At 36.8% G+C, this 24404-nt stretch carries 18 protein-coding genes, 1 rRNA gene and 1 pseudogene; 19 read left to right on the forward strand and 1 reads right to left on the reverse strand.

The features are described from left to right. Window positions 1-138 precede the first annotated feature (138 nt). Window positions 139-1080, reverse strand: coding sequence for an L-lactate dehydrogenase (locus G6Q10_RS09920; RefSeq protein WP_163655595.1), 942 nt, complete (start codon window positions 1078-1080; stop codon window positions 139-141). A 270-nt stretch (window positions 1081-1350) separates the two neighbouring features. On the opposite strand from G6Q10_RS09920, the gene G6Q10_RS09925 reads away from it, so the two are divergent. The 19 genes and pseudogenes from G6Q10_RS09925 to G6Q10_RS10015 form a co-directional block, all read left to right on the forward strand. Then, the gene (locus G6Q10_RS09925; RefSeq protein ID WP_163655597.1) at window positions 1351-1977 is read left to right on the forward strand and encodes a 50S ribosomal protein L25/general stress protein Ctc; all 627 of its coding nucleotides are present in this window, start codon (window positions 1351-1353) and stop codon (window positions 1975-1977) included. 196 nt (window positions 1978-2173) lie between these two features. Next, entirely contained in the window at window positions 2174-2728 is a 555-nt protein-coding gene (gene pth, locus G6Q10_RS09930; protein ID WP_163655599.1) for an aminoacyl-tRNA hydrolase, read from the forward strand. Window positions 2729-2813: 85 nt separating this feature from the next. Continuing rightward, window positions 2814-6353, forward strand: a complete 3540-nt coding sequence (mfd, locus tag G6Q10_RS09935; protein WP_163655601.1) for a transcription-repair coupling factor — start codon at window positions 2814-2816, stop codon at window positions 6351-6353. A 46-nt stretch (window positions 6354-6399) separates the two neighbouring features. Then, window positions 6400-7995, forward strand: a complete 1596-nt coding sequence (locus G6Q10_RS09940; protein WP_163655603.1) for a putative polysaccharide biosynthesis protein — start codon at window positions 6400-6402, stop codon at window positions 7993-7995. A gap of 29 nt (window positions 7996-8024) precedes the next feature. After that, window positions 8025-8291, forward strand: a complete 267-nt coding sequence (locus G6Q10_RS09945; protein WP_305068102.1) for an RNA-binding S4 domain-containing protein — start codon at window positions 8025-8027, stop codon at window positions 8289-8291. A gap of 183 nt (window positions 8292-8474) precedes the next feature. Further along, a pseudogene (locus G6Q10_RS09950) lies at window positions 8475-8871 on the forward strand (septum formation initiator family protein). Window positions 8872-8977: 106 nt separating this feature from the next. Then, entirely contained in the window at window positions 8978-9397 is a 420-nt protein-coding gene (locus G6Q10_RS09955) for a S1 domain-containing RNA-binding protein (RefSeq protein WP_163655610.1), read from the forward strand. A 136-nt stretch (window positions 9398-9533) separates the two neighbouring features. After that, window positions 9534-11480 carry a hypoxanthine phosphoribosyltransferase gene (hpt, locus tag G6Q10_RS09960; protein WP_163655612.1) on the forward strand — a complete coding sequence of 649 codons (1947 nt, stop codon included), beginning with the start codon at window positions 9534-9536 and terminating at the stop codon, window positions 11478-11480. 276 nt (window positions 11481-11756) lie between these two features. After that, window positions 11757-13832, forward strand: a complete 2076-nt coding sequence (gene ftsH, locus G6Q10_RS09965; RefSeq protein WP_163655614.1) for an ATP-dependent zinc metalloprotease FtsH — start codon at window positions 11757-11759, stop codon at window positions 13830-13832. A 252-nt stretch (window positions 13833-14084) separates the two neighbouring features. After that, entirely contained in the window at window positions 14085-14858 is a 774-nt protein-coding gene (locus G6Q10_RS09970) for a type III pantothenate kinase (protein WP_163655617.1), read from the forward strand. A gap of 15 nt (window positions 14859-14873) precedes the next feature. Then, on the forward strand, window positions 14874-15758 hold the full coding sequence (gene hslO / locus G6Q10_RS09975; RefSeq protein ID WP_163655618.1) for an Hsp33 family molecular chaperone HslO: 885 nt from the start codon (window positions 14874-14876) through the stop codon (window positions 15756-15758). Window positions 15759-15839: 81 nt separating this feature from the next. Continuing rightward, window positions 15840-16760 (forward strand): cysteine synthase A, encoded by a 921-nt coding sequence (cysK, locus tag G6Q10_RS09980; RefSeq protein ID WP_163655620.1) that lies wholly within the window; start codon window positions 15840-15842, stop codon window positions 16758-16760. A 460-nt stretch (window positions 16761-17220) separates the two neighbouring features. After that, window positions 17221-18006 (forward strand): dihydropteroate synthase, encoded by a 786-nt coding sequence (folP, locus tag G6Q10_RS09985; RefSeq protein WP_163655869.1) that lies wholly within the window; start codon window positions 17221-17223, stop codon window positions 18004-18006. Between the two features lie 6 nt (window positions 18007-18012). After that, window positions 18013-18378, forward strand: coding sequence for a dihydroneopterin aldolase (gene folB / locus G6Q10_RS09990; RefSeq protein ID WP_163655622.1), 366 nt, complete (start codon window positions 18013-18015; stop codon window positions 18376-18378). Window positions 18379-18382: 4 nt separating this feature from the next. After that, the gene (gene folK, locus G6Q10_RS09995; RefSeq protein WP_163655624.1) at window positions 18383-18862 is read left to right on the forward strand and encodes a 2-amino-4-hydroxy-6-hydroxymethyldihydropteridine diphosphokinase; all 480 of its coding nucleotides are present in this window, start codon (window positions 18383-18385) and stop codon (window positions 18860-18862) included. 74 nt (window positions 18863-18936) lie between these two features. Continuing rightward, complete coding sequence (gene dusB / locus G6Q10_RS10000; protein ID WP_163655626.1) at window positions 18937-19926, forward strand: tRNA dihydrouridine synthase DusB; 990 nt, start codon at window positions 18937-18939, stop codon at window positions 19924-19926. Between the two features lie 126 nt (window positions 19927-20052). Beyond that, window positions 20053-21549 (forward strand): lysine--tRNA ligase, encoded by a 1497-nt coding sequence (lysS, locus tag G6Q10_RS10005; protein ID WP_163655628.1) that lies wholly within the window; start codon window positions 20053-20055, stop codon window positions 21547-21549. 392 nt (window positions 21550-21941) lie between these two features. Beyond that, complete coding sequence (locus tag G6Q10_RS10010) at window positions 21942-23348, forward strand: RICIN domain-containing protein (protein WP_163655630.1); 1407 nt, start codon at window positions 21942-21944, stop codon at window positions 23346-23348. 986 nt (window positions 23349-24334) lie between these two features. Continuing rightward, window positions 24335-24404 (forward strand): 16S ribosomal RNA (locus tag G6Q10_RS10015); the annotation flags it as partial.

The raw sequence follows: 24404 nt of genomic DNA on the forward strand, positions 1-24404 counted from the left end.
GCATATGTATGTGTTTAAGATTATTTAAGTATAGCATATTTCCAACAAAAAAATGTGACAATACAACGAATTATTTAATTTATAAACAAAAAAATAAGCGTTTAAAACAAGAAAATGTCTTAAACGCTTAAATCTAAATTATTCTACTTCTTTCATTGCATCATTTAAAACTTTTTGTAATGTTTCAGCGGACATTTTCATTTGTTCTTGTTCTTTTTCACTAAGTTTCATTTCAATAATCTGGCGAATTCCTTTGCGGTTAACAACGGCGGGGGCACCGATATAAATCCCGTTTAAACCATAATGGCCCTCTAAATAAACAGAAAGTGGCAGGATTGCATTTTCGTTATCTAAAATAGCTTTCGTAATCCGAGCAAGAGCAGCAGCGATTCCATAATAGGTTGCGCCTTTTTTATCGATGATTTCGTAAGCGGCATCACGCACGCTAATAAAGATCGTCTCCATTGCGCCTTTTTCTTCTTCATTAATCCAGTCTGTAATTGGCAAACCACCAACTCTTGTATGACTCCAAGTTGGAAATTCTGTGTCTCCGTGTTCACCTAAAATATAGCCATGAACGTTACGAGCATCTACTTTCAAATAGTCGGCAATGGACATACGGAAGCGTGCTGTGTCAAGACTTGTTCCAGAACCGATAACTCTTTCTTTAGGAAGGCCAGAAAATTTATAGGCAGCATAAGTCATGAGATCAACTGGATTAGAAGCGATTAGGAAAATACCATCGAAACCGCTAGCCATCACGTCAGTCACGATTCCTTTCATAATTCTGATATTACGGCTTACTAAATCTAATCGAGTTTCACCAGGCTTTTGAGCGCTACCAGCTGTGATCACGATAAGATCAGCGTCGTGACAGTCGCTATAGTTGGCAGAATAAATTTTCTTAGGTGAAGAAAAAGGGACAGCATGGCTTAAATCGATGGCGTCTCCAATCGTCCTATCTTTATCAATATCAATAATGCCAAGCTCTTGGCCAATATTTAAATTTACACAAGCAAAGGCGTAGCTGGAACCGACTGCGCCATCACCAACTAAAATAATTTTTTGATGCTCTTTCATAACTACAATTCCTCCTTCTTAAAACTAATACTATTACAGTATAACATGTTATTCTAATTTGTGAAGCATTGAGCTTCTTTATTTTTTAATTTTGTTATACTTTATAATGAAAGCGCTATAATACAGTTAACTCGTTATTTAAGCAAAGATAATCTTTCATTTTATTTACCTTTAATTTGAGTAAATAAACATCCCTTGTTTTGAAATTTTGGAGGAGGGTAAAATTAAATGATCTAGAAAAATAAAAATTAATGAGTGGAGTGATTGTTTATGGCAACAGCATTAGAAGTTCAAAAAAGAGATACAGAAAAACATTCTTATACGTCGAAAATTCGCGAGGAAGGACGTATACCGGCAATTGTTTATGGCTATAAGGCGAGTAATATTCCTGTTTCCATTGATGCACTGGAACTTATTAAAGCTGTGAGAGACCATGGTCGGAATGAAGTATTTACAATTAACGTTGATGGCTCTAAATTGAATGTGCTATTACACGAATATCAAATAGATCCACTAAAAGATGAGTTAATTCACGTCGATCTTTTAGCAGTAAATATGACTGAAGAAGTTGAAGCTGAAGTACCTGTTACACTTACAGGGGAATCTAAAGGAGTGAAAGAAGGCGGAGTACTGCAACAAGTGCTTTATGAGTTAACTGTTTCAGCAACGCCAAATAAGCTTCCAGAAACCATTGAAGTGGATATTACAGAAATAGGCGTTGGAGATTCTCTTGCGGTGAAAGATATTTCGGCTGTTAATAATTATAAAGTAGTGACAGAAGGAGAATCTATTGTTGCTACGGTATCTGCACCTCGTTCGGCAGAAGAAACAGTCGTTGATACGGAAGCTAAAGAGCCTGTTGCTGATCACGGGACAGCTGAAGAGCCAGTAGAGTAGATATTTTTAGATAAACAAATTAGCGATAAACGCTCGTGTTCAAAGCTTTTACTGCCGCGAATCGAGCCGTTTTCGCTTAATTTGGCTTGTCTTATTTTTTAGCGGCTTTTTTACGTGCTTAATCTTTTCTAACGAATAAAAACATGTTATAATCGTAAAACATACTTCATTAAAGATTTGTTGAAGGGAATATATCATGAAAATAATCGTTGGGCTTGGTAACCCAGGTAAAAAATATGAACGAACAAGGCACAATGTTGGTTTTATGGTAGTAGATGAATTAAGTTATTTACATCAAACACCGTGGAAAAAATCAAAGCTAGGTGGCATGATTAGCGAAGTCAACTTAAACGGTGAAAAGTTGCTACTTATTAAGCCCCTTACCTTTATGAACGCATCAGGTGAATGTGTCAGGGCGGTAATGGACTATTATCAGGCTGACATTCAAGATTTAGTGATTATTTATGATGATCTAGATATTTCGGTCGGTAAGATTCGTTTGAGGCAAAAAGGCAGTGCAGGCGGGCATAATGGCATAAAGTCTATTATCCATCATTTGAAGACACAGGATTTTAATCGCATTCGTGTTGGAATTGATCGACCTGAACATGGTGATATCATCAACTATGTCCTTGGTGATTTCAAAAAAGCGGAACAATCTCTTATTATCGAGACGATCAAGCGGAGTGCTAGCGCTATTGAAGATTTTTCTAGCCAACCATTTTTAGAAATTATGAATAAATATAATTAATCATGCTTTAAGAGCGCTGCCAAAAAATGGAGCGCTCTTAAAGCATGTGGCAGTTGTGAAATAGATATGTAAGGAGATGATGAAATTGAAAGGGTTGCAACAATTAATTTATGAACAAAAAGATATTATCGGAATCATCGATGCACTTAAAGGCAAGGGTGAATCACAACTTGTAACTGGATTATCTGGATCTTCCCGAGCGCTTTTTGCAAGCGTTATTCAAGGGGCAACAAACCGACCAGTTATGTTAGTAACGCATAATTTATATCATGCTCAAAAATTGTATGAAGATTTGCTCTCGTTAATGGATGGTGATCGTTTATTTCTTTATCCAGCTGATGAATTAATTTCAGCAGAATTAAGTATTGCTAGCCCTGAGCTTCGTGGGCAACGGGTAGAAGCTTTAGAGTTTTTACTTTCTAAGCAGTCTGGGATTATAGTTGTTCCTATTGCTGGTTTACGTAAAATCTTACCATCTGTTTCGCTGTGGAAAAAGTACAATCTTTCAATTACGCAAGGCGACACGATTGATCCTGAAAAATTAAAAAAAGATTTGCTTACGATGGGTTATACGTTAAGTGATATGGTTAATACACCAGGAGAGTTTAGCGTGCGTGGTGGCATTATTGATATTTATCCGATTACAGAAGAATATCCTATTCGTTTGGATTTATTTGATACAGAGGTTGATTCACTTCGGTATTTTGACGTCGAAACGCAGCGTTCAAAAGTGAAAATTGAGGAATTCCAAGTCTTGCCAGCAACTGAGGTTTTGCTTGAAGAGGCTTATTACCCTGGGATTGTTAAAAAATTTGAAAAAAAACTTGCTGAAACATTGAACCATATGAAAGGTGAAACTGAAAAGCAGACACTTGTCGATAATTTAGAAGTCGATTTAGAGAAGTTGCGTTCAAATATAAAGCCAGATATGTTCTTCAAATATATTGGTTTCGCTTATCCTGATCCAGCTTCATTATTTGATTATTTAGCAAATGATACAGTGATCCTCTTTGATGAGTTTGCTCGTATTCAAGAAGCAGAAGAGCGTCTCGAAAAAGAGGAGGCGGAGTGGCAAACAGAAATGCTAGGGCGTCTTGAAACGGTACGTGATACTGTATTTGGTCATCGCTTTAAAGAGTTGCTTGAAGCAAACAGAGCACCAAAGGTTTATCTTTCCTTATTTCAAAAAGCAATGGGGAGCATGCGCGTAACAAAGACCACAAATTTAGTCTATAAACAAATGCAACAATTTCATGGTCAGATGAATATTTTGAAAACTGAAATGACAAGTTGGCGAAAAAATAATTATGCTGTTGTGATTTTAGCCCCTACGCTTGAACGTGCTGAAAAAATGCAGCAGACGCTTGCTGACTACGATATGGAAAGTGTTATTTTAAAGCATGAGAGTGAAATACCTAAATATGGATCCGTTCAATTTGTTTTAGGGTCATTCCAAAATGGTTTCGAACTCCCGCTTGCTAAAGTAGCCATTATTAGCGAAGTTGAATTATTCAACAAAACAACGAATAAAACAAAGAAACGGCAAAAATTATCAAACGCTGAACGGATTAAAAGCTATTCAGAACTTAAAGTAGGAGATTATGTTGTTCATGTCAATCATGGAATTGCGCGTTATGTTGGCATGGAAACTTTGGAAATAAATGGTGTGCATAAAGATTATTTACTCTTGATTTATCAAGGGGATGACAAGTTATTTATTCCAGTTGAACAGTTAGAACTTGTGCAAAAATATGTTGGGGCAGAGGGAAAAGCACCGAAATTAAATAAACTTGGCGGTACAGAATGGAAACGCGTTAAAACAAAAGTGAAAGCTTCTGTCCAAGATATTGCAGATGATTTGATTAAGCTATATGCTGAGCGGGAAGCTGAGAGAGGCTTTGCTTTTAGCCCTGATGGCGAAATGCAACGTGAATTTGAAGAAGCTTTCCCTTACCAAGAAACAGAAGATCAATTACGTTCCACTTATGAAATTAAAAAAGACATGGAAAACATACGGCCAATGGATCGCCTCCTTGTTGGAGATGTTGGTTATGGGAAAACTGAAGTGGCGCTCCGTGCTGCATTTAAAGCAGTTATGGATGGTAAACAAGTCGCCTTTTTGGTTCCGACGACGATTTTGGCACAACAACATTATGAGACCATGAAAGAAAGATTCCAAGGTTTTCCAATTAATATAGGGCTGCTTAGTCGATTCAGAACTAAAAAACAGCAAAATGAAACAATTAAAGGGCTAAAAGAAGGGACAATAGACATTGTTGTTGGAACACATCGCTTGCTTTCAAAGGATATTGTCTATCAGGATCTAGGATTTTTAATTGTTGATGAAGAACAGCGCTTTGGCGTTACGCATAAAGAAAAAATTAAACAAATTCGTGCGAAAATAGATGTATTAACGTTAACTGCCACACCTATTCCGCGAACGCTTCATATGTCGATGTTAGGAGTACGTGATTTGTCTGTGATTGAAACGCCACCAGCTAATCGTTTCCCTGTTCAAACATACGTTTCTGAGCAAAATAATGTATTAGTTCGTGAAGCGATTGAACGAGAGCTTGTGCGTGGGGGACAAGTATATTACTTATACAACCGTGTAGAATCAATCACGCAAAAAGCAGATGAACTTTTAGCCCTAGTACCTGATGCGCGAGTTGCTGTGGCTCACGGCCGGATGACTGAATCAGAGCTTGAATCGGTTATTTTAAGCTTTTTAGAAGGAGAATTTGATATTTTAGTAACCACAACCATTATTGAAACGGGCGTTGATATTCCAAATGTCAATACATTGTTTGTGCAAAACGCTGATCACATGGGCTTATCACAACTTTATCAATTGCGTGGTCGTGTTGGTCGTTCTAATCGCGTTGCCTATGCTTACTTTTTATATCAAAAAGATAAGATTTTACGTGAAGAAGCTGAGAAGCGCTTGCAAGCCATTAAAGAATTTACTGAACTTGGATCAGGTTTTAAAATTGCAATGCGTGACCTATCTATTCGTGGTGCTGGAAATATTTTAGGAGCACAGCAGCATGGTTTTATTGATTCGGTTGGCTTTGACCTTTACTCGCAATTATTAAAAGAAGCCATTGAAACAAGACGACCAGATAAAGCAGAAGAGCAAGGTGTAGCTGTTGAAATTGATATTCAAGTAGATGCTTATATTCCAGAATATTATATTCCAGATGGTCGTCAAAAAATTGAGATGTATAAACATTTCCGCAACATTATGGAAACTATTGAGCTTGAAGAACTAAAAAGAGATATGATTGACCGTTTCGGGGAGTATCCTGAAGAAGTAGAATATTTGTTTACTGTAACAGAACTTAAAGTAGATGCACTTAAAGTTGGGATCATGCAAATTAAACAAATTCAAAATAAAGTTCATATTTTATTTTCTGAAGAAGGGACAACCAATATTCGTGGAGATGTTGTGATGAAATTAGTCAGTGAACAAGGTAGAAGTGTTGGTGTTGGAATGGAAGGTTCACAGCTAAAATTAACAATAGCTATTCAAAACAAGCCTTTGAAAGAGTGGTTATTTGATCTTTTAACACTAACTGAAAAAATGCAGGGAGCTTTAAAAGAAGTGGAGACAACCAAAAAATAGAAGCGAAGGGGACTTTTTTCTGTTAGCGAAGGAAGGCGGAGAAGTCATGTCAGAACGTTCAATTAAAAACTTAATGAAAGGGGCTATGTGGCTCACAATCGCTTCACTTGTTTCGAAAATCCTTAGTGCTGTTTACCGAGTTCCTTTTCAAAACATGGTAGGAGACGTTGGTTTTTATATTTTTCAACAGGTTTACCCAATTTATGGGATTGCGATGACGCTTGCTCTTGGTGGCTTTCCAGTTGTTATTTCAAAAATGATGGCAGAAGCAGACGGGGATATTAGAAGACAGCAAATTATTCTGCAATCTATTTACCGGGTCTTGAAAGTTATAGCATTTACTACCTTTCTTTGCTTATTTTTAGGAGCAGGAGTAATTGCTAATTTGATGGGGGACCCTCATTTAGCTAGTTTAATTGCTGTTGTTAGTTTTGTGTTCCTGCTGTCGCCTAAGCTTTCTTTCTTCCGTGGGTATTTCCAAGGTCAGGAAATGATGATTCCGACAGCTATTTCGCAAACAATAGAGCAGTTTATCCGGATTGTGATCATTCTTGCAGGTTCAGGATGTGCGCTTATGCTTGGCTTTGATCTATATACGGCAAGCTCTTTTTCCATGAGTGGTGCGCTTTTTGGTGGTTTAATTGCGTACTTTATTTTGAGCTTTTTCTATAAAAGAAATTTGTGTAGTGGGGGCTTTTCCATTTGGGGCGTATTTGCTGCTAAGGAAGAGAAAAAAGGAATTGGACGAGAATTTTTAAAACAAAGCATAGCTGTTTGCCTTGTTAGTGCGATGTTGACTATTTTTCAACTTGTCGATTCATTTCAAGTATACCGCTTGATGACAGAACATGGTGTATCAGAACTGCTTGCGAAATCAATAAAAGGGGTATATGATCGAGGACAGCCGATTTTGCAGTTGGGTCTTGTCATTTCAACGGGACTTTCCCTTGCTCTTGTGCCGATGATTACTTCAGTAAGAGTGCGTCACAAAGAATTACAATTGAAGCGTTCTGTCTTGCTTGCGATGAAGCTTACAATCGTTGTAGCTGGTGCAGAAACGGTCGGCTTAATTGCGATTATGCGTCCACTTAATCAAATGTTGTTTGAAACAAGTGATGGCACCATCGTTTTACAGTGCTTTATGCCGGCTGTCTTTCTTAGTTCGTTAATCATTATGATGAGTAGTATTTTACAAGGATTTGGCAAAAGTAATCTACCTGCTTTTGCCGTTATGATTGGTATTGTTTGCAAATGGATAATGAATTCGCTACTTGTTCCCAAATGGTTGACGCTTGGGGCGGCGCTTTCGACTTGTATAGGACTAATTGTTATTTTATTATGTTGTTATATTGCTTTGAAACGAAACCTTAATGTTCCTTTTATTGAGAAAAGAACTTTGGGTTACTTGGGTGTTGTGCTTATTATCATGGTGTTTATCCCTTGTCTATGGGAATGGCTTTTCCCTCTTGTTTCAAGACTTGGAAGTATGTTTCAAACTTTAGTCAGTGTGGCGTTAGGGAGCAGTCTCTTTTTGGTTTTTGCTTTACGCTATCGTTTGTTTAATACAAAAGATTTTGTTTTCCTTCCATTTGGCACGAGACTACTAGCGCTAAGTCGTATAGTTTCTCGGAGAATGAAATAAAGAAAGTAGGTGAAAATATGAGTGAACAAATGCGTTTAGATAAATTTTTAAAGGTTTCAAGGTTAATTAAAAGAAGAACCGTTGCTAAAGAAGTTGCGGAAAAAGGTCGGATTGAAGTAAATGGAGTCGTTGCTAAACCAGGGACAAATGTTAAAGTAGGCGATGAATTAAAGATTCGCTTTGGTCAAAAAACAGTCATTGCAAAAATCGAACATCTTGGAGAGAATGCTCGTAAGGAAGTAGCTGCAGAAATGTATTCAATCGTTAGTGAAGAGAGAAATCATGATCAAGCCTAAATGGAGCGACTTTATTTAAGTTAATCTATATAAATTGTCATTTGTCAAGAAAAATATTAAATTTATGTAGATACCAATAGACAAAGAGGAGAATTATTGTTATTATTTTGAATATGAAAGGTTTTTTCTCGGATATTTTAGTAGCATTAAGGTAAGTTTTGGTTAAAGGAGGCGTGACGTCGGATGAAAAAAGTAAAGTCAAGTGTATCAAGAATGCAAAATCATCATATTCGCAATACACAAGCTATGAAAAAGACAAGAAGCCGCCGTCGAATTGCGCTTACTAGAAGACTTGCACTTATTGCGGTTGTTTTTGTAGTCGTTGGGTTTGGGTTGACTTATATGTATACCAAACAAGCTCTTGCTCTCAAGGATAAGCAAGCTGAGCAAATTAAGACCGAAAAACAATTAGTAAACTTAAAACAAGAAGAGAAAGCTTTGAAAAATCAAATCAATAAGCTACATGATGATGATTATATTGCAAAGTTAGCTAGAAGCGAATATTACCTTTCAAAAGATGGGGAAATTATTTTTAATACCCCGAATGATTCTGAATAAGCAAAAAGAGGTGACCAACTAATCGGTTTAGAGCTCAAGCTGAGATTTTATTTCTCAAGTTTGACACTCTTTTTATTATAGCTATAATTAAGTTGTACAGTGATTTTTTAAGGAGGAAACTTTTTTTTATGTCAATCGAAGTAGGCAACAAGTTGCAAGGGAAAGTTACAGGGATTACTAATTTTGGTGCGTTTGTTGAGTTAGAAGGTGGCAAGACAGGGCTGGTCCATATTAGTGAAGTAGCCGGTAGCTATGTTAAAGATATTAATGATATTTTGACTGTAGGTGATGAAGTTACAGTTAAAGTAATGAACGTAGGGGACGATGGGAAGATTGGTTTATCAATTCGTAAAGCCACCGATCAACCAGAACGTCCAGAAAGAAATTATGATCGCAAACCGAAATATAGTAAGCCAAGTAATGTGAAACCGCCTGAAAACTTTGAAGATAAGATGGCTAAGTTCTTGAAAGATAGCGAAGATCGCCTTTCTACAATTAAGCGCCAAACTGAATCAAAACGTGGCGGCCGCGGCGCAAGACGAGGCTAATTAAGATATAACGAAGATGTTTATTCTATAGGATGGGAAAGCCAACAAAATTAGGGATATGAGTCACTCAAAGCCCCTAGATTCTTTTGGTAATCCCATCCTTGTTTTTCTAATAAATTTAAAGAAGGTCTTTGGAATGGAAGAGTTTGAGCGCAAAGTAAATAACTACATATTTCGACACCAACTAATCTGCCCTGATGAAAAACTGCTTATCGCTGTTTCAGGCGGTGCAGATTCTTTAGCATTGCTAACTTTTTTTGTGAGAAAGCTGGGTTTTTCATCTGCTAATATCGCTGTTGTCCATGTTAATCATCATTTGCGGCCTGAAGCGGATACCGAAGCTGATTTTGTAAAACGCGTAGCAAAAGAATACAAGCTTCCTTATTTTGAAGCAAATCTTGATGTAGTTGAGCTTGCTAAAAGAGAAAAGAACGGTATCGAAGCAACAGCAAGAGAGGCTCGTTATCAATTTTTTGAAAAGTTAATGAAGGAAGAGAACTTTGATAAGATCGTTCTTGCCCATCATGCAGATGATCAAATAGAAACCATCTTGATGCGCTTAGTCCGTGGTAGTTCTGGGCTTAGCTTAGCAGGAATGCAGCCAATCCGTAAGCTCAATAGCGGACAAGCTATTCGACCTTTTTTAGCTGTTTCTAAAGCAGAAATCCAAACATTTTGTGAAAAAGAAAAGATTGCCTTCTGTGAAGATTCCTCAAATACTGATGAAAAATATACACGTAATCGTTATCGTAAACATCTTCTTCCATTTTTAATAAATGAAAACCCAGCAGTTCAAGAGCATTTCCTTCGCTTTTCAGAAGAAATGACAGCAGATTTTTTGTATCTTGAAAACATGGCTGCTGAAATTTTTCAACGAAACCTTCAAATAAAAGATAAAGAAGTATGGTTTGATATTTGTGAAGTGAAAAATAGTGAGATTCCTTTACAACGCCGAGTAATTCATTTACTATTAAAATATCTGTATCGTGATAAACCAAAAGAACTTACATCAAGGCAAATACGTCAAGTTCAAGCAATTTTAAGCGGAGATAACCCCTCAGCAGTTTTGCACTTTGCTTGTGGCTTGATTATACGGCGAGTATACGACAGATTAGCCTGTTTTTATGAGGAGGAGACTGAAGCTGTTGAATTCTATCATCAGATGACGATAAATGATCGTTTGACGCTATCTAGTGGTGTCGAGCTACAGATTAAGCAAAAAAGCTCAGTTGTTCAGACTGCTGGTTTAGATGGTATCATTGTCAATGCGAGAGCTTGTGATCTGCCAATAATTATTCGTAATCGCCTCCCAGGTGATAAAATGACGCTGAAAGGAACTGGTGGAACAAAAAAATTAAAAGATATTTTTATCGATGCGAAGGTTCCAAAACATAAGCGTGATGAACTTCCAATTATAACTGATTATAGTGGCAAAATTTTATGGGTTCCTGGTGTAAAGAAATCAAATAATGATGTGATGCCAAGTCAGAACGAGAAGCAATACTTAATTAAATATAGGAGTAATTTAGGAGGAAATCACACCATGCGTAATGATATTCAAAAAGTGCTAATTAGTGAGGAAGAAATACAAGGAAAAATCAAAGAGATGGGCGCAGAACTTACCGCTGAATATGCTGGTAGAAATCCGCTAGTTATTGGTATTTTAAAAGGGGCAACACCTTTTATGTCCGACTTGCTTAAACGTGTGGATACATACTTAGAAATGGATTTCATGGATGTTTCAAGCTACGGAAATAGCACGGTATCTTCTGGTGAAGTAAAAATTGTTAAAGACTTAAATACATCTGTTGAAGGGCGAGACGTGTTGGTCGTTGAAGACATCATTGATAGCGGCAGAACATTAAGCTATCTCGTCGATTTAATTAAATATCGCAAAGCTAAATCTGTAAAACTGGTAACGCTTCTTGATAAACCTGAAGGCAGAAATGTTGATATTTCTGCAGATTATGTGGGTTTTATCGTTCCTAATGCATTTGTTGTAGGTTACGGGTTAGATTATGCAGAGCGGTATCGTAATTTGCCATATATCGGTATTTTAAAACCTGAAGTTTATAGTGAGTAAAACCATTTCACAATTAAGTATATTTTTAGTAAAATAAATGATGTAGCTGAAGACTAATAAACATGCAAATTAGTGGGCAACTGAGCAAGGTTATGCTATCATTAATTTTAGTTTTGAGAGCTCATTAATTTAATAATTTTAATAGAAGAATCTTCGTGAGAGACCACTGACGGATATGATTTTCGGGAATCAGGGAAAAGTAGTTTGAAAGCCGATTGTTTGTCGTGATTTTGAGAATGTATACATCCATTTCTCTTACGTGGAAGGAGGTAAGGAATGAACAGGTTTTTTAGAAATGCAATATTTTATATCATCATTTTTTTGGTGATTATTGGTATCGTTACATCAATTAGCAACAAGAAAGAGGCTGCTAAAGATATCAGTTATAATGAATTTATGACAAAATTAAAGAATGGCGATGTTAAATCATTTACAATTCAGCCAGATCGTAGTGTCTATACAATTGAAGGTGAATACAAAACATCTAATTCTTCTAAATCAAAAAGTAAGTCAAGCATAGGGAGTAGTAAAAGTGATTCATCCTTTACTACGTATGCAATCAACTCAGATACTTTATTAACAGATATGCAAAAAGCAGCTGATAGTAAAGATGCGAAAATGGAAGTCGTTCCTGCCAAACAAAATAGTGGTTGGGTAACGTTCTTTACATCGATTATTCCATTTCTGATTATTATCGTTTTATTCTTCTTCTTAATGAGTCAATCTCAAGGAGGCGGCGGTGGTAAAGTGATGAGCTTTGGTAAGAGCAAAGCCAAGCTTTATAACGACGATAAGAAAAAAGTTCGCTTTACAGATGTAGCAGGAGCAGACGAAGAAAAACAAGAGCTTGTTGAAGTTGTAGAATTTTTGAAAGATCCACGTAAGTTTGCTGATCTTGGTGCTCGTATTCCAAAAGGGGTGCTCCTTGTAGGTCCTCCTGGTACAGGTAAAACCTTGTTAGCAAGAGCTGTTGCTGGAGAAGCGGGAGTTCCATTTTTCTCCATCAGTGGTTCTGATTTTGTTGAAATGTTTGTTGGTGTTGGTGCAAGCCGTGTCCGTGATCTTTTTGAAAATGCAAAGAAAAATGCACCTTGTATCATTTTCATTGATGAAATTGATGCGGTAGGTCGTCAGCGTGGTGCTGGGCTTGGAGGAGGTCATGATGAGCGTGAACAAACCCTCAACCAATTACTTGTTGAAATGGATGGTTTTGGTGGAAATGAAGGCATCATTATCGTTGCTGCGACAAACCGTCCTGATGTCCTTGATCCAGCTCTTCTTCGTCCGGGTCGTTTTGATCGCCAAATCATGGTTGATCGTCCTGATGTTAAGGGACGTGAAGCAGTCTTACGTGTCCATGCTAGAAATAAACCACTTGCTAAAAGTGTGGATTTAAAAGCTATTGCACAGCGAACACCAGGCTTTTCTGGTGCAGACTTAGAAAACTTATTAAACGAGGCCGCACTTGTTGCAGCACGTGCAGATAAGAAACAAATCGATATGAGCGATTTAGATGAGGCAAGTGATCGCGTTATTGCTGGTCCTGCTAAGAAGAATCGCGTTATTTCGAAAAAAGAACGGCGTACAGTTGCTTATCATGAAAGTGGCCATACTGTAGTTGGCATGGTTCTTGATGAAGCGGAAACTGTCCATAAAGTAACAATCGTTCCACGTGGACAAGCTGGCGGTTATGCAGTAATGCTACCTAAGGAAGACCGATTCTTAATGACAAAAGCAGAATTGATGGATCGAATTACAGGTCTTTTGGGAGGTCGTGTTGCTGAGGAAGTTACATTTGGTGAAGTAACAACTGGCGCAAGTAATGACTTCGAACGAGCAACTGAACTCGCTCGCCGCATGGTAACTGAATGGGGAATGAGTGATAAAATTGGACCGCTTCAGTTTTCATCTGGTTCTGGTCAGCAAGTATTTATGGGACGTGATTTTGGGAATGAAAAAAATTACTCAGATAAAATTGCTTATGAAATTGACACTGAAGTACAAAGCTTGATCCGTCATTGTTATGATCGTGCAAAAAACATTTTGCTTGAACATCAAAAACAACATAAATTAATCGCAGAAACATTACTTGAAGTAGAAACATTAGATGCTCGTCAAATCAAGTCATTGTTTAACGATGGTGTAATGCCTCCAGATGCCGATACATTAGTTGTTGAAGATTATCCTTCTGAAAAGAAAACTCCAGATCAAACAGAACCAAAAACTTTTGAAGAAGAAAAAAGAGATGCTTCAGCAGAAGAAAATATTGAACGCAAAGAGGACAAAGAAAAATGGGATGATCAGGCGAGCAAAAAAGATCATTCTGAAGACGATAAGAAAGGCCAAGAATAAGTAAAATTAGGAGATTTTCCTAAAAAAATATAACACAAGCGTGATAAATCGAGCGAAAGGTTTGTATTTAAGCGGTTGGCGGAAATGATTTATTATCTCTGTGGTAAGTATTTTTTACTTAGCTATGTGATAAGTTTGCGAGAGCATTTCTGCCAGAGTCTTTAAATATTGAGCTTTGTCGCCGATTTATTTCGTTTAGAGCTCAGCTTTTTAGGAGAAAACGAACGTAATTTTGACAAAGGTGGCAAAATAATGATACTTGTTATCGATGTAGGGAATACAAATTGTACACTTGGACTTTATGAGAATAATAAGCTTATTCAACACTGGCGAATGCAAACCAATCGAAATCGTACCTCAGATGAAGTCGGTATCTCAGTTTTAAATTTTTTTAGCTATTCAAATATCGAAGTAAAATCGATTACTGGCATTATTATTTCTTCTGTCGTTCCACCAGTTATGCATGCGATGACGACAATGTGTACCCGTTATTTTGGGATTAAGCCGCTTATTGTTGGCCCAGGAATAAAAACAGGTTTGAATTTAAAAGTAGAAAATCCACGTGAAATTGGAGCTGACCGAATTGTTAATGCTGTTGCAACAATTGAGGAATACGGGGCTCCAGCAATTGTCGTTGATTTCGGAACAGCTACAACATTTTGCTATATTGATGAAAAGGGTATTTATCAGGGCGGAGCAATTGCGCCTGGAATTATGATTTCAACAGAAGCACTATATACAAATGCGGCTAAACTTCCTCGCGTTGACATTACTGCTGCAAACGATATTATTGGAAAATCAACGGTTGCTTCCATGCAATCTGGAATTTTTTATGGTTTCATTGGTCAATACGAAGGAATTATTTCGGAAATAAAACAGCAAATGCAAACAAATCCAGTAGTTGTTGCAACTGGAGGCTTAGCACGCTTAATTACTGAAAAATCAGCATCTGTTGATGTTCTAGATCCATTTTTAACATTAAAAGGTCTAAAAATTCTTTATCATCGTAACAAACTAGTAGAATAGAAGGAGATTTTCAAGATGGAAGATTATTTAATTAAAGCTCTTGCTTATGATGGTCAAGTGCGCGCATATGCCGCGATAACGACGAATACAGTCAAAGTAGCACAGCGCTATCATGATACTTGGTCCGTTTCATCTGCGGCGCTTGGTAGAACAATGACCGCAACGCTATTTCTTGGGGCAATGCAAAAAGGAAATCAAAAAACGACTGTGAAAATTGATGGAAACGGTCCAATCGGTCGAATTATTGCTGACAGTAACACACAAGGACATATTCGTGGGTATGTATCAAATCCACATGTCCATTTTAATGAATTAAATGAAGCAGGCAAGTTAGATGTTCGGCGTGGGGTCGGTACAGAAGGGACGCTTTCTGTTGTTAAAGATTTAGGCTTTGGTGAAAATTTTACCGGCCAAGTCCCGCTTGTTTCCGGAGAGTTAGGCGAAGATTTCACCTATTATTTAGCGACTTCAGAACAAATTGGTTCTTCTGTTGGTGTAGGAGTTTTAGTTAACCCAGATGACAGTATCGAAGCAGCAGGGGGCTTTATGATTCAACTATTACCAGGAGCTGATGAAGAATTAATCGCTAAACTGGAAAAAAACTTGAAAGATTGTCCAACTGTGTCTCGTTTAATTGAGCGTGGCGAAACACCAGAAACGATCTTAGCTACCTTAGTTGGCGGTGCACAAAATTTACAGATTTTGGAAAAGATCCCTGTGGAATTTGAATGTAATTGTTCAAAAGAGCGTTTTGAAAATGCGATTATTTCTTTGGGCCGAGCTGAAATTCGCCAAATGATTGATGAAGATCACGGTGCTGAAGCAGAATGCCATTTTTGTCGTAAGAAATACCAGTTTAGTGAAGCTGAACTAGAGATGCTCTACCAGCAAGCGAAATAATATGCCCATTACATTATATTTGACAAAAACACTCGGAATTGATTAAATGAAATAAAATTAATCAAAAGGAGTATTAATAAAATGAAAATTGTTAATTCAATTACTGAACTTATTGGAAATACACCTATTGTCAAATTAAATCGTTTGCCAGAACAAGATAGTGCCGATGTTTATGTGAAATTAGAATTTCAAAATCCTGGTGGGAGTGTAAAAGATCGTATTGCTAACTCGATGATTGAAGCTGCTGAAAAAGAAGGAGTACTAAAGCAAGGAGATACGATTGTAGAGCCAACAAGTGGTAATACAGGGATCGGCCTCGCGCTAGTAGCAGCAGCAAAAGGATATCGTGCTATTTTTGTTATGCCAGATACAATGAGTCAAGAACGACGTAAGCTACTTCAGGCTTACGGGGCTGAATTAGTTTTAACGCCTGGTGCAAATGGCATGAAGGGAGCAATTAGTAAAGCGGAAGAATTAGTCAAAGAACATGGTTATTTTATGCCTCAGCAATTCCACAATCCAGCAAATCCTGAGATTCACGAAAAAACAACTGGACCAGAAATTGTTGAAGCATTTGGTAAAGATGGCTTAGATGCTTTTATTGCTGGCGTAGGCACAGGCGGTACCATAACTGGCGTAGGGCATGTTTTAAAACGAAACAATCCCAATATTAAAATTTATGCACTAGAACCTGAAGAATCTGCTGTTCTTAGCGGTGGCGAAGTTTCGCCTCATAAAATACAGGGGATTGGCGCTGGTTTTATCCCAGATATATTGGATAAAACAGTCTATGATGATGTGATTAAAGTAAAAAGTGAAGACGCAATTGTCGTAGCAAGAGAAGTAGCAAAAAAAGAAGGAATTCTTGTAGGAATATCTTCAGGAGCGACAATTAAAGCGGCACTTGATTTAGCCAAGAAACTCGGTAAAGGGAAAAAAATCCTTGCGATCGTTGCTAGTAATGGAGAACGTTATTTAAGCACAGCACTTTATGATTTTTAAAACTAAGAAAATCTAAATAGTTTTCTTAGCAAATTCTAATCCTTTTTTCAGTGGATTGTCGCTTTTGAAAGGTAATATATAAACATAAGCTAACAACAAACAAAACATTTTCATTTCTTTCCCTTTTTTTAAATGAAAATCCCAAAACACCCTTTTTGCTCAGTGCGGTTTACTCCCTTTTTCCGCACTGAGTTTTTTTATGTAGAAAATGCAAAAATCTCATAAAATTTTCATGATAATCACAATAAATTTTCGCATTATATGGTTAGTATATACATATAGGTTAACAACAAATATTTTCATTTTCTCCTATAAATGAAAATCCCAAAACACCCTTTTTACCCAGTACGGTTTACTCCCTTTTTCCGTACTGGTTTTTTTATGCCTAAATTTAATGTTATAATAATGAAAAAAGAGGTGCATGAATGTGAGAAGCAGATGGGAAAAAAACCATTTAGGCATGGTGATGGGAATTTTAAACATTACACCAGATTCGTTTTCAGATGGTGGTAAATACATACAGTTAGAAGATGCTAAAAATAGAGCGATAGAAATGGCAAAGGAAGGTGCTGAAATTATTGATATTGGTGGAATATCAACACGGCCAGGGCACTTAAATATAGATGTGGACGAAGAACTTAAGCGAATTCTTCCCGTTATCAAAGCTGTTCGTGCGGCACTTCCTCATATTTGGCTTTCTGTCGACACATGGCGAGCAGAGGTTGCTGAAAAAGCGATTTTAGCAGGAGCAAATATGATAAACGATCAATGGGGTGCTAAATATGATCCTAAAATAGCGGAAATAGCAGCAAAATATCATGTCCCCATTTGCTTAATGCACAATAGAACAAATCGTGATTATAATGACTTTATAGCAGATGTAAAAAACGACTTATTAGAAAGTGTAAAGATTTGTCAAAGCGCCAATGTTCCAGATGAATCCATTATTTTAGATCCAGGATTTGGTTTTGCTAAAAGTCCAGAGCAAAACTTAGAAATATTACGCCGAATTGATGAAATTGTTCAGCTTGGCTTTGAAGTATTGCTTGGGACAAGTCGAAAGTCAACGATTGGACTAGTATTGGATTTACCACCGGAAGAGCGAGTGGAAGGTACTGGTGCTACAGTTGTTTATGGTTTTTCAAAAGGATGCACAATTGCGCGCGTTCATGACGTCAAACCAATTGTTCGAATGGTCAAAATGACAGATGCAATCATGGGTAAAACTCAAATTACAAGGGGGTAAATGAAAGTGGATAAAATTTATATGAATGAGCTAAGTTTTTATGGTTATCACGGTGTCCTGCCAGAAGAAAATCGCTTAGGTCAATCATTTATCATCTCGCTCGTCCTTGGGTTATCTACAAAAAAAGCAGGAAAAACAGATTCTGTAAAAGATACTGTAAGCTATGCTGAAGTCTATCAAACCGTCCAATATATTACCGAAAAAAGACAATTTAAGCTAATTGAAGCATTAGCCGAATCAATCGCCGCTGAAGTTTTAAATGAATATAAATTGCTCGATGAAATTACAGTAAAGGTCATCAAGCCCAATCCTCCCATTCCGGGGCATTATCATTCAGTTGCTGTAGAAATTTTAAGAAAGCGAGGAAAATAAAATAGTGGTCCAAGCATTTTTATCTTTAGGATCGAATATTGGTGACAAACTAGCTAACCTCCAAGAAGCAATTTCTTTATTAAAAAAGCACGATCAAATCGATATTTGTCAAGTCTCTCATGTCTATGAAACGGATCCAGTAGGTTATGAACAACAAGCAGTTTTTTATAATATTGTCGTTGAAATTGATACAATATTGACACCAGAAAAGCTATTAGCATTTTGTTTGCAAACTGAAAAGGTTTTAGGCCGCGTCCATTTATTTAAATGGGGACCACGATTGATTGATATCGATATCTTGCTCTATCAGAATGTTGTGCGCAATGAAGCAACACTGAAGATTCCACATCCTTACATGAAAGAGCGTGCTTTTGTGATGATCCCACTTTTAGAAATTGCTCCGAATATTGCTAAAAAGCTCGTAAATACGAACGTGATCAAGCAAACTGGAGTTAGAAAAACACAACTTGAATTAAATTGGTAAAAACACACTTGCAGAATTAGGAATCTGTGTTAACATTACACTAGCGAAATCAAAATTAGGAAGGGGCTAGAAATATGCTTGAAATTGGTGATGTATCGATCAAAAATCGTGTCGTAGTTGCACCAATGGCAGGGATTTCAAATTCTGCATTCCGTTTAACAGTGAAAGAATTTGGCGCAGGCCTTGTTTGCTGTGAAATGATTAGTGATAAAGGGATTGCTTACCGTAATACAAAGACGCTTGATATGCTTTATATAGATGAAAAAGAAAAACCACTAAGCTTACAAATCTTTGGTGGTGAAAAAGAAACATTAGTTGGTGCGGCAAAATTTGTTGCTGAGAACACAACAGCTGACATCATTGATATCAATATGGGATGCCCAGTAAATAAAGTGATAAAGTGTGAAGCTGGCGCAAAATGGCTACTTGATCCAAACAAAGTACATGATATGGTTTCGGCTGTTGTTGCAAGTACTGATAAACCTGTAACGGTGAAAATGCGTATAGGCTGGGACGATGATCATGTTTTTGCTGTCGAAAATGCTCTTGCAGCAGAAAGTGCAGGTGCTAAAGCGATCGCTATGCATGGCCGTACCCGTGTGCAAATGTATGAAGGAAAAGCTAATTGGGAAATTTTAAGAGATGTAAAAAAAGCATTAAGGATTCCATTTATCGGAAATGGTGATGTAAAAACACCAGAAGATGCAAGACGAATGTTGGAGGAAACAGGTGCTGATTTCGTTATGATTGGTCGTGCTGCGCTTGGAAACCCTTGGATGATTTATCGTACAGTAAAATATCTGGAAACAGGAGAGCTTGTGACAGAACCTAATCCTCGTGAAAAAATAGCGACAGCCTTGCTACATTTAGATCGACTTATCGCTTTAAAAGGCGAAAATATTGCGGTTCGTGAATTCAGACAACATGCAGCTTATTACTTGAAAGGCGCCAAAGGAAGCACTCGCGCGAAAGTAGCTGTCAATCAAGCCACTAAACGCGAAGAAATGGCACAAATCTTACTTGATTTTGTTCAAGAATATGAAGAGAAAAACCTTGTGAAATAAACGATATCAAGTTACCTATTTAAAGATAGGTAACTTTTTTTAATATTATACTAGCGAAATACAGCTGAAAAAGCGTATAATAAATTTATCTGCAATAATTTAGAAAAAATAGAGGAGTGTCATGACATGAGTCACGAAAATCACGAAGAATTAAATGATCAATTAATCGTTCGCCGTGAAAAAGTGGATACATTGCGCGAAGAAGGCATAGATCCTTTTGGTGAAAAATTTATTCGTTCCATCAGCCCAGAAGAAATGGAAGAAAGATATAAGGATAAAACGAAAGAAGAACTTGAAACAGCTGAAATAGAAGTAACTGTAGCGGGACGAATCATGACAAAACGTGTAAAAGGCAAAGTAGGCTTTACACATATTCAAGATCGTTTTCATCAAGTTCAAATATACATTCGCAAAGACAATATTGGCGAGGACTCGTATAATGTTTTCAAGTTAGCGGATTTAGGAGATATTATAGGTATAAAAGGCACCGTTTTTCGCACGAATACAGGTGAGCTTTCTGTAAAAGCTACGGAATTTACCATATTATCAAAAGCATTACGCCCGCTTCCTGATAAATACCATGGTTTAAAAGATGTGGAACAAAGGTATCGTCAGCGTTATCTTGATTTAATCACTAATGAAGAGAGCCAGAAGCGCTTTGTTATGCGTAGTAAAATTTTAAAATATGCCCGCGATTATATGGATGATCAAGGTTACCTAGAAGTAGAGACGCCTGTATTACATTCAGTTGCAGGTGGCGCAGCGGCAAAACCATTTACGACACATCATAATGCGCTAGATATGGAGCTGTACTTACGAATTGCACTGGAACTTCATTTAAAACGCCTAATTGTAGGCGGTATGGATAAGGTTTATGAAATTGGACGCGTATTTCGTAATGAAGGAGTTTCAACTAGGCATAATCCAGAATTCACAATGCTAGAATCGTACGCCTCCTATGAAGATTTTGAAGATGTAATGGAGCTTGTAGAAGGACTCGTTTCTTTTGTTGCTGAAAAAGTTGTTGGTCAAACAACCGTGACTTATGGAGAATATGAAGTGAACCTTGCGCCAAGATGGAAAAGAATTCATATGGTGGACGCTATCAAGGAACATACTGGTGTAGATTTTTGGAATGTAAACACGGATGAAAAAGCGCGTGAATTGGCCAAAAAGCATGGTGTTGAGGTTACAGGCCATATGACTTATGGCCACATCGTTAATGAATTTTTTGAGACATTTGTAGAAGAAAAGCTTATTCAACCAACTTTTGTATATGGCCATCCGGTAGAAATCTCGCCATTAGCTAAGAAAAATAAAGAGGACGAGCGATTTACAGATCGATTTGAATTGTTTATCGTGGGTCGCGAACATGCAAATGCTTTTTCAGAACTTAACGATCCAATTGACCAACGAGAGCGTTTTGCAGCACAAATGAAAGAACGCGAAGACGGAAACGATGAAGCTCATGAAATGGATGAAGATTTCTTGATCGCATTAGAACATGGATTGCCACCAACTGGGGGATTAGGTATCGGAATGGATCGCTTAATCATGTTGCTTACTAATGCCCCATCGATTCGAGATGTGCTGTTATTCCCAACGATGAAACATCGCGATTGATTAAATTGGAAAAAATGATAGATATTGAAGCAATTTTACCAAATGTTGCTCGTGTTTAAATAAAAATAGAGAAAGATAACCACTAAAAAGGTTATCTTTCTCTATTTTTTTGAAAACAGGATAGAAGACGATACAAAATGATTTGTTTTTGAATTTGGTTTGTCTCATGCTCAATGATTGAGAATTGTTATACTTTCGCCATACTTGAATAAATTATTAATGAAAGTTTTTGCATTGTACATTATTTTTATTGTTATAATATGGGTGGTTACTCTAGAGTAATAGTACTTCATAGAGAACGTAGCAAAAAAGGTAGCACAATTAATTATGGTTGTTTATAAAGGGCCCTTATGAACTTCGATAATCAAAAAGGAATTAGGGAGGCGTATTTTATGTTTAAAAAAATAGGGATTTCATGTATATTGGCTGTTCTAGCTTTAAATTTAAACTTACCAATTAATAATATCAAATCACAGGCTGTATCTCCAACATCAACGTCAGAAATCGATAATGATGTAATTGATCATGGAACGCTTGATGGCAAAGAATATCAAATGCAATTAATTTATGATCGTACAAAAGTTATTGATGTTGTAAGGGAAACAAGAAGACCAGTCATATGGAGAGATCACAAAGGAAATAATCAGATATGGACATTTAAATATGATAAAGAAAAAGATGCTTACCAAATCTACGCTAACGATGGGAGTAATCAAGCCATTGCATGGGAAGGCAAAGGTGGTAGCCCTACTCGTGTCGTTTGTCCTCCTAATAAGCAATATGCTGCTTATTATTGGAAAGTAGAGAAAGCAAGTGATGGCTCCTATATTATCCGAAGCTACTCTGATCCTAACTTTGTGCTAAGTGTTCCTTCTTCCGATCAAGGAGCGAACCTTCAAGTTAGACAATTCCATGGCTACAAATCTTCTGAAATTGCAACTCAAAAATTTGAGCTTAGTGGATATGAATACTTTCCTGGAAGCAAAGAGATTAAAGAGCAAAACATTGATCACGGGACACTTGATGGTAAAGAGTATCAAATGCGATTGAGCTCTACTAAAAAAACAATTGATGTTGAGTGGAGCACAAGACAAGTGTTGATATGGCAAAACCATAATGGCTCAAATCAAAAATGGAAGTTTGTATATGATAAAAGTAAAGAAGCTTACCAAATCTATACTAAAGATGGAACGAATCAAGTCATTGCATGGGATAAAAATGCTGGTTCTACTCGTGTCGTTTGTGCACCTAATAGAAAGTATGATGCTTATTATTGGAAAGTAGAAGATTTAGGCAACAATGAATATATTATTCGTAATTATGCCAACCCGCATGTTGTTTTAACTGTAGACCGAGGTGCAACCAAGGATGGTACAAAGATTAAGAACAGCGGTTTCTATGGATATGACAGTGATTATGATTCCCAGAAGTTTTTCCTAACACAAGATAAGTATTATAAGAATGTAAGAAACTTTGAGTGTATAGGTATGAATAAAAATGGCTCTCCAATTTATAAATCTACGTCATATTATATAAACGGTTCTGGCCCGCATGCTGTACTACTTTATTTAGATTATAAAGTAGTATCATCGTATAAAGGTAAAAGTATATATAAAGTTTATGATGATAGAACAGGTAAGCTAATAGGCTCAGGTTACGGAGATCCTAACTGTTTTGTTATTGATAAGTATTTAGTGGGTGGATTATACGGCCCATTAAAGTATCATATAGAAATTGAAGGTGAAGAACCAGGCTTCGAACTAGCCAACATTTATTCTAATGTATATAGTTATTTATAAAAGTAAAGAGGGTTATTACACCCCTCTTCGTGCTCAATTATTTGATTGAAATAGCATATAGGTAAAACCAGAGGAAGAAAACCACTAAAAAGGTTATCTTCCTCTATTTTTTGAACAAAGGATGTTGATATTAAAATTGGTGCTTTAATATATAGGTGATTTTAATGATAGCTTTAGCCTACCAATAGGGGAAACTTCATTTCATGTAGAAATTGAAGATGAAAACCCAGGTTTCGAACTAACCTATGGCAAAGCTAAATATTGATCTATTTTCTTGCTTGAAAGAGTGAATGGATATTAGCGTATAGATTATAATTTCTATGCTTAAATAAAAAATGGAGAAGGAAAACCATTAAAAAGTTTTAGCTTTCTCCATTTTTTGAAAAGAGAAACGTTATTTCTTAAAAATCTTAAGGTCTGGATCTATTCTTGAAATCTAGCTAGGCTTTCAGACGTGTAAAAGCAAGTCTACGAGAGGAGGATTTTAGTGTCACTATGGGGTATTGATCAATAAGTAAGCGATGTAAATTAAAGCATCTATGTTGGTTGAAAACAACTCCTTTTTAGTGGAAAACTATAGCAGTATAAAGGAGTATTTAAGTTTTTTGAAAGAAGCTTGTTTTTTGCCTATTTTTTTATATATTAAGCTTGCAAAGCCTAGAGAAACATGATATATTTATAAACGTTCCAGTTGAACAGCTGCAAAAAAATAAAACTAAGAGGGATATTTTTGAGATTCTTCTTGACTTTATGAAATAAGCGGTGTAAAATATAAAAGTTGTCGCTGAACAAGCGAAATGAGAATGTTCGATCTTTGAAAACTGAACAAAAAAGAAGAAAAAGCGATGAAACGAAATGTTTCACCCAAAATTCCTAGGATAGGAAACGAAAAGTCGTTTCCATCAAAAACGTTAGTAAAAATTTGCTAGCACCGTTTAACGAGTAAGGAAGCTTATTCATACTTATGAATAAGTATTCAACATCATTTTAATGAGAGTTTGATCCTGGCTCAGGACGAACGCTGGCGGCGTGCCTAATACATGCAAGTCGAACGAA

This window comes from Listeria sp. PSOL-1, from assembly GCF_902806445.1.
Taxonomy (GTDB): domain Bacteria; phylum Bacillota; class Bacilli; order Lactobacillales; family Listeriaceae; genus Listeria.

What these genes read in the sequence shown, in the direction of transcription:
- ftsH (WP_163655614.1), top strand. Translation starts at nt 11,757, where the DNA reads ATGAACAGGTTTTTTAGAAATGCAATATTTTATATCATCATTTTTTTG.
- cysK (WP_163655620.1), top strand. Translation starts at nt 15,840, where the DNA reads ATGAAAATTGTTAATTCAATTACTGAACTTATTGGAAATACACCTATT.
- G6Q10_RS09945 (WP_305068102.1), top strand. Translation starts at nt 8,025, where the DNA reads ATGCGTTTAGATAAATTTTTAAAGGTTTCAAGGTTAATTAAAAGAAGA.
- G6Q10_RS09955 (WP_163655610.1), top strand. Translation starts at nt 8,978, where the DNA reads ATGTCAATCGAAGTAGGCAACAAGTTGCAAGGGAAAGTTACAGGGATT.
- G6Q10_RS10010 (WP_163655630.1), top strand. Translation starts at nt 21,942, where the DNA reads ATGTTTAAAAAAATAGGGATTTCATGTATATTGGCTGTTCTAGCTTTA.
- G6Q10_RS09940 (WP_163655603.1), top strand. Translation starts at nt 6,400, where the DNA reads ATGTCAGAACGTTCAATTAAAAACTTAATGAAAGGGGCTATGTGGCTC.
- hpt (WP_163655612.1), top strand. Translation starts at nt 9,534, where the DNA reads ATGGAAGAGTTTGAGCGCAAAGTAAATAACTACATATTTCGACACCAA.
- hslO (WP_163655618.1), top strand. Translation starts at nt 14,874, where the DNA reads ATGGAAGATTATTTAATTAAAGCTCTTGCTTATGATGGTCAAGTGCGC.
- G6Q10_RS09925 (WP_163655597.1), top strand. Translation starts at nt 1,351, where the DNA reads ATGGCAACAGCATTAGAAGTTCAAAAAAGAGATACAGAAAAACATTCT.
- G6Q10_RS09970 (WP_163655617.1), top strand. Translation starts at nt 14,085, where the DNA reads ATGATACTTGTTATCGATGTAGGGAATACAAATTGTACACTTGGACTT.
- folP (WP_163655869.1), top strand. Translation starts at nt 17,221, where the DNA reads ATGGTGATGGGAATTTTAAACATTACACCAGATTCGTTTTCAGATGGT.
- dusB (WP_163655626.1), top strand. Translation starts at nt 18,937, where the DNA reads ATGCTTGAAATTGGTGATGTATCGATCAAAAATCGTGTCGTAGTTGCA.
- lysS (WP_163655628.1), top strand. Translation starts at nt 20,053, where the DNA reads ATGAGTCACGAAAATCACGAAGAATTAAATGATCAATTAATCGTTCGC.
- pth (WP_163655599.1), top strand. Translation starts at nt 2,174, where the DNA reads ATGAAAATAATCGTTGGGCTTGGTAACCCAGGTAAAAAATATGAACGA.
- G6Q10_RS09920 (WP_163655595.1), bottom strand. Translation starts at nt 1,080, where the DNA reads ATGAAAGAGCATCAAAAAATTATTTTAGTTGGTGATGGCGCAGTCGGT.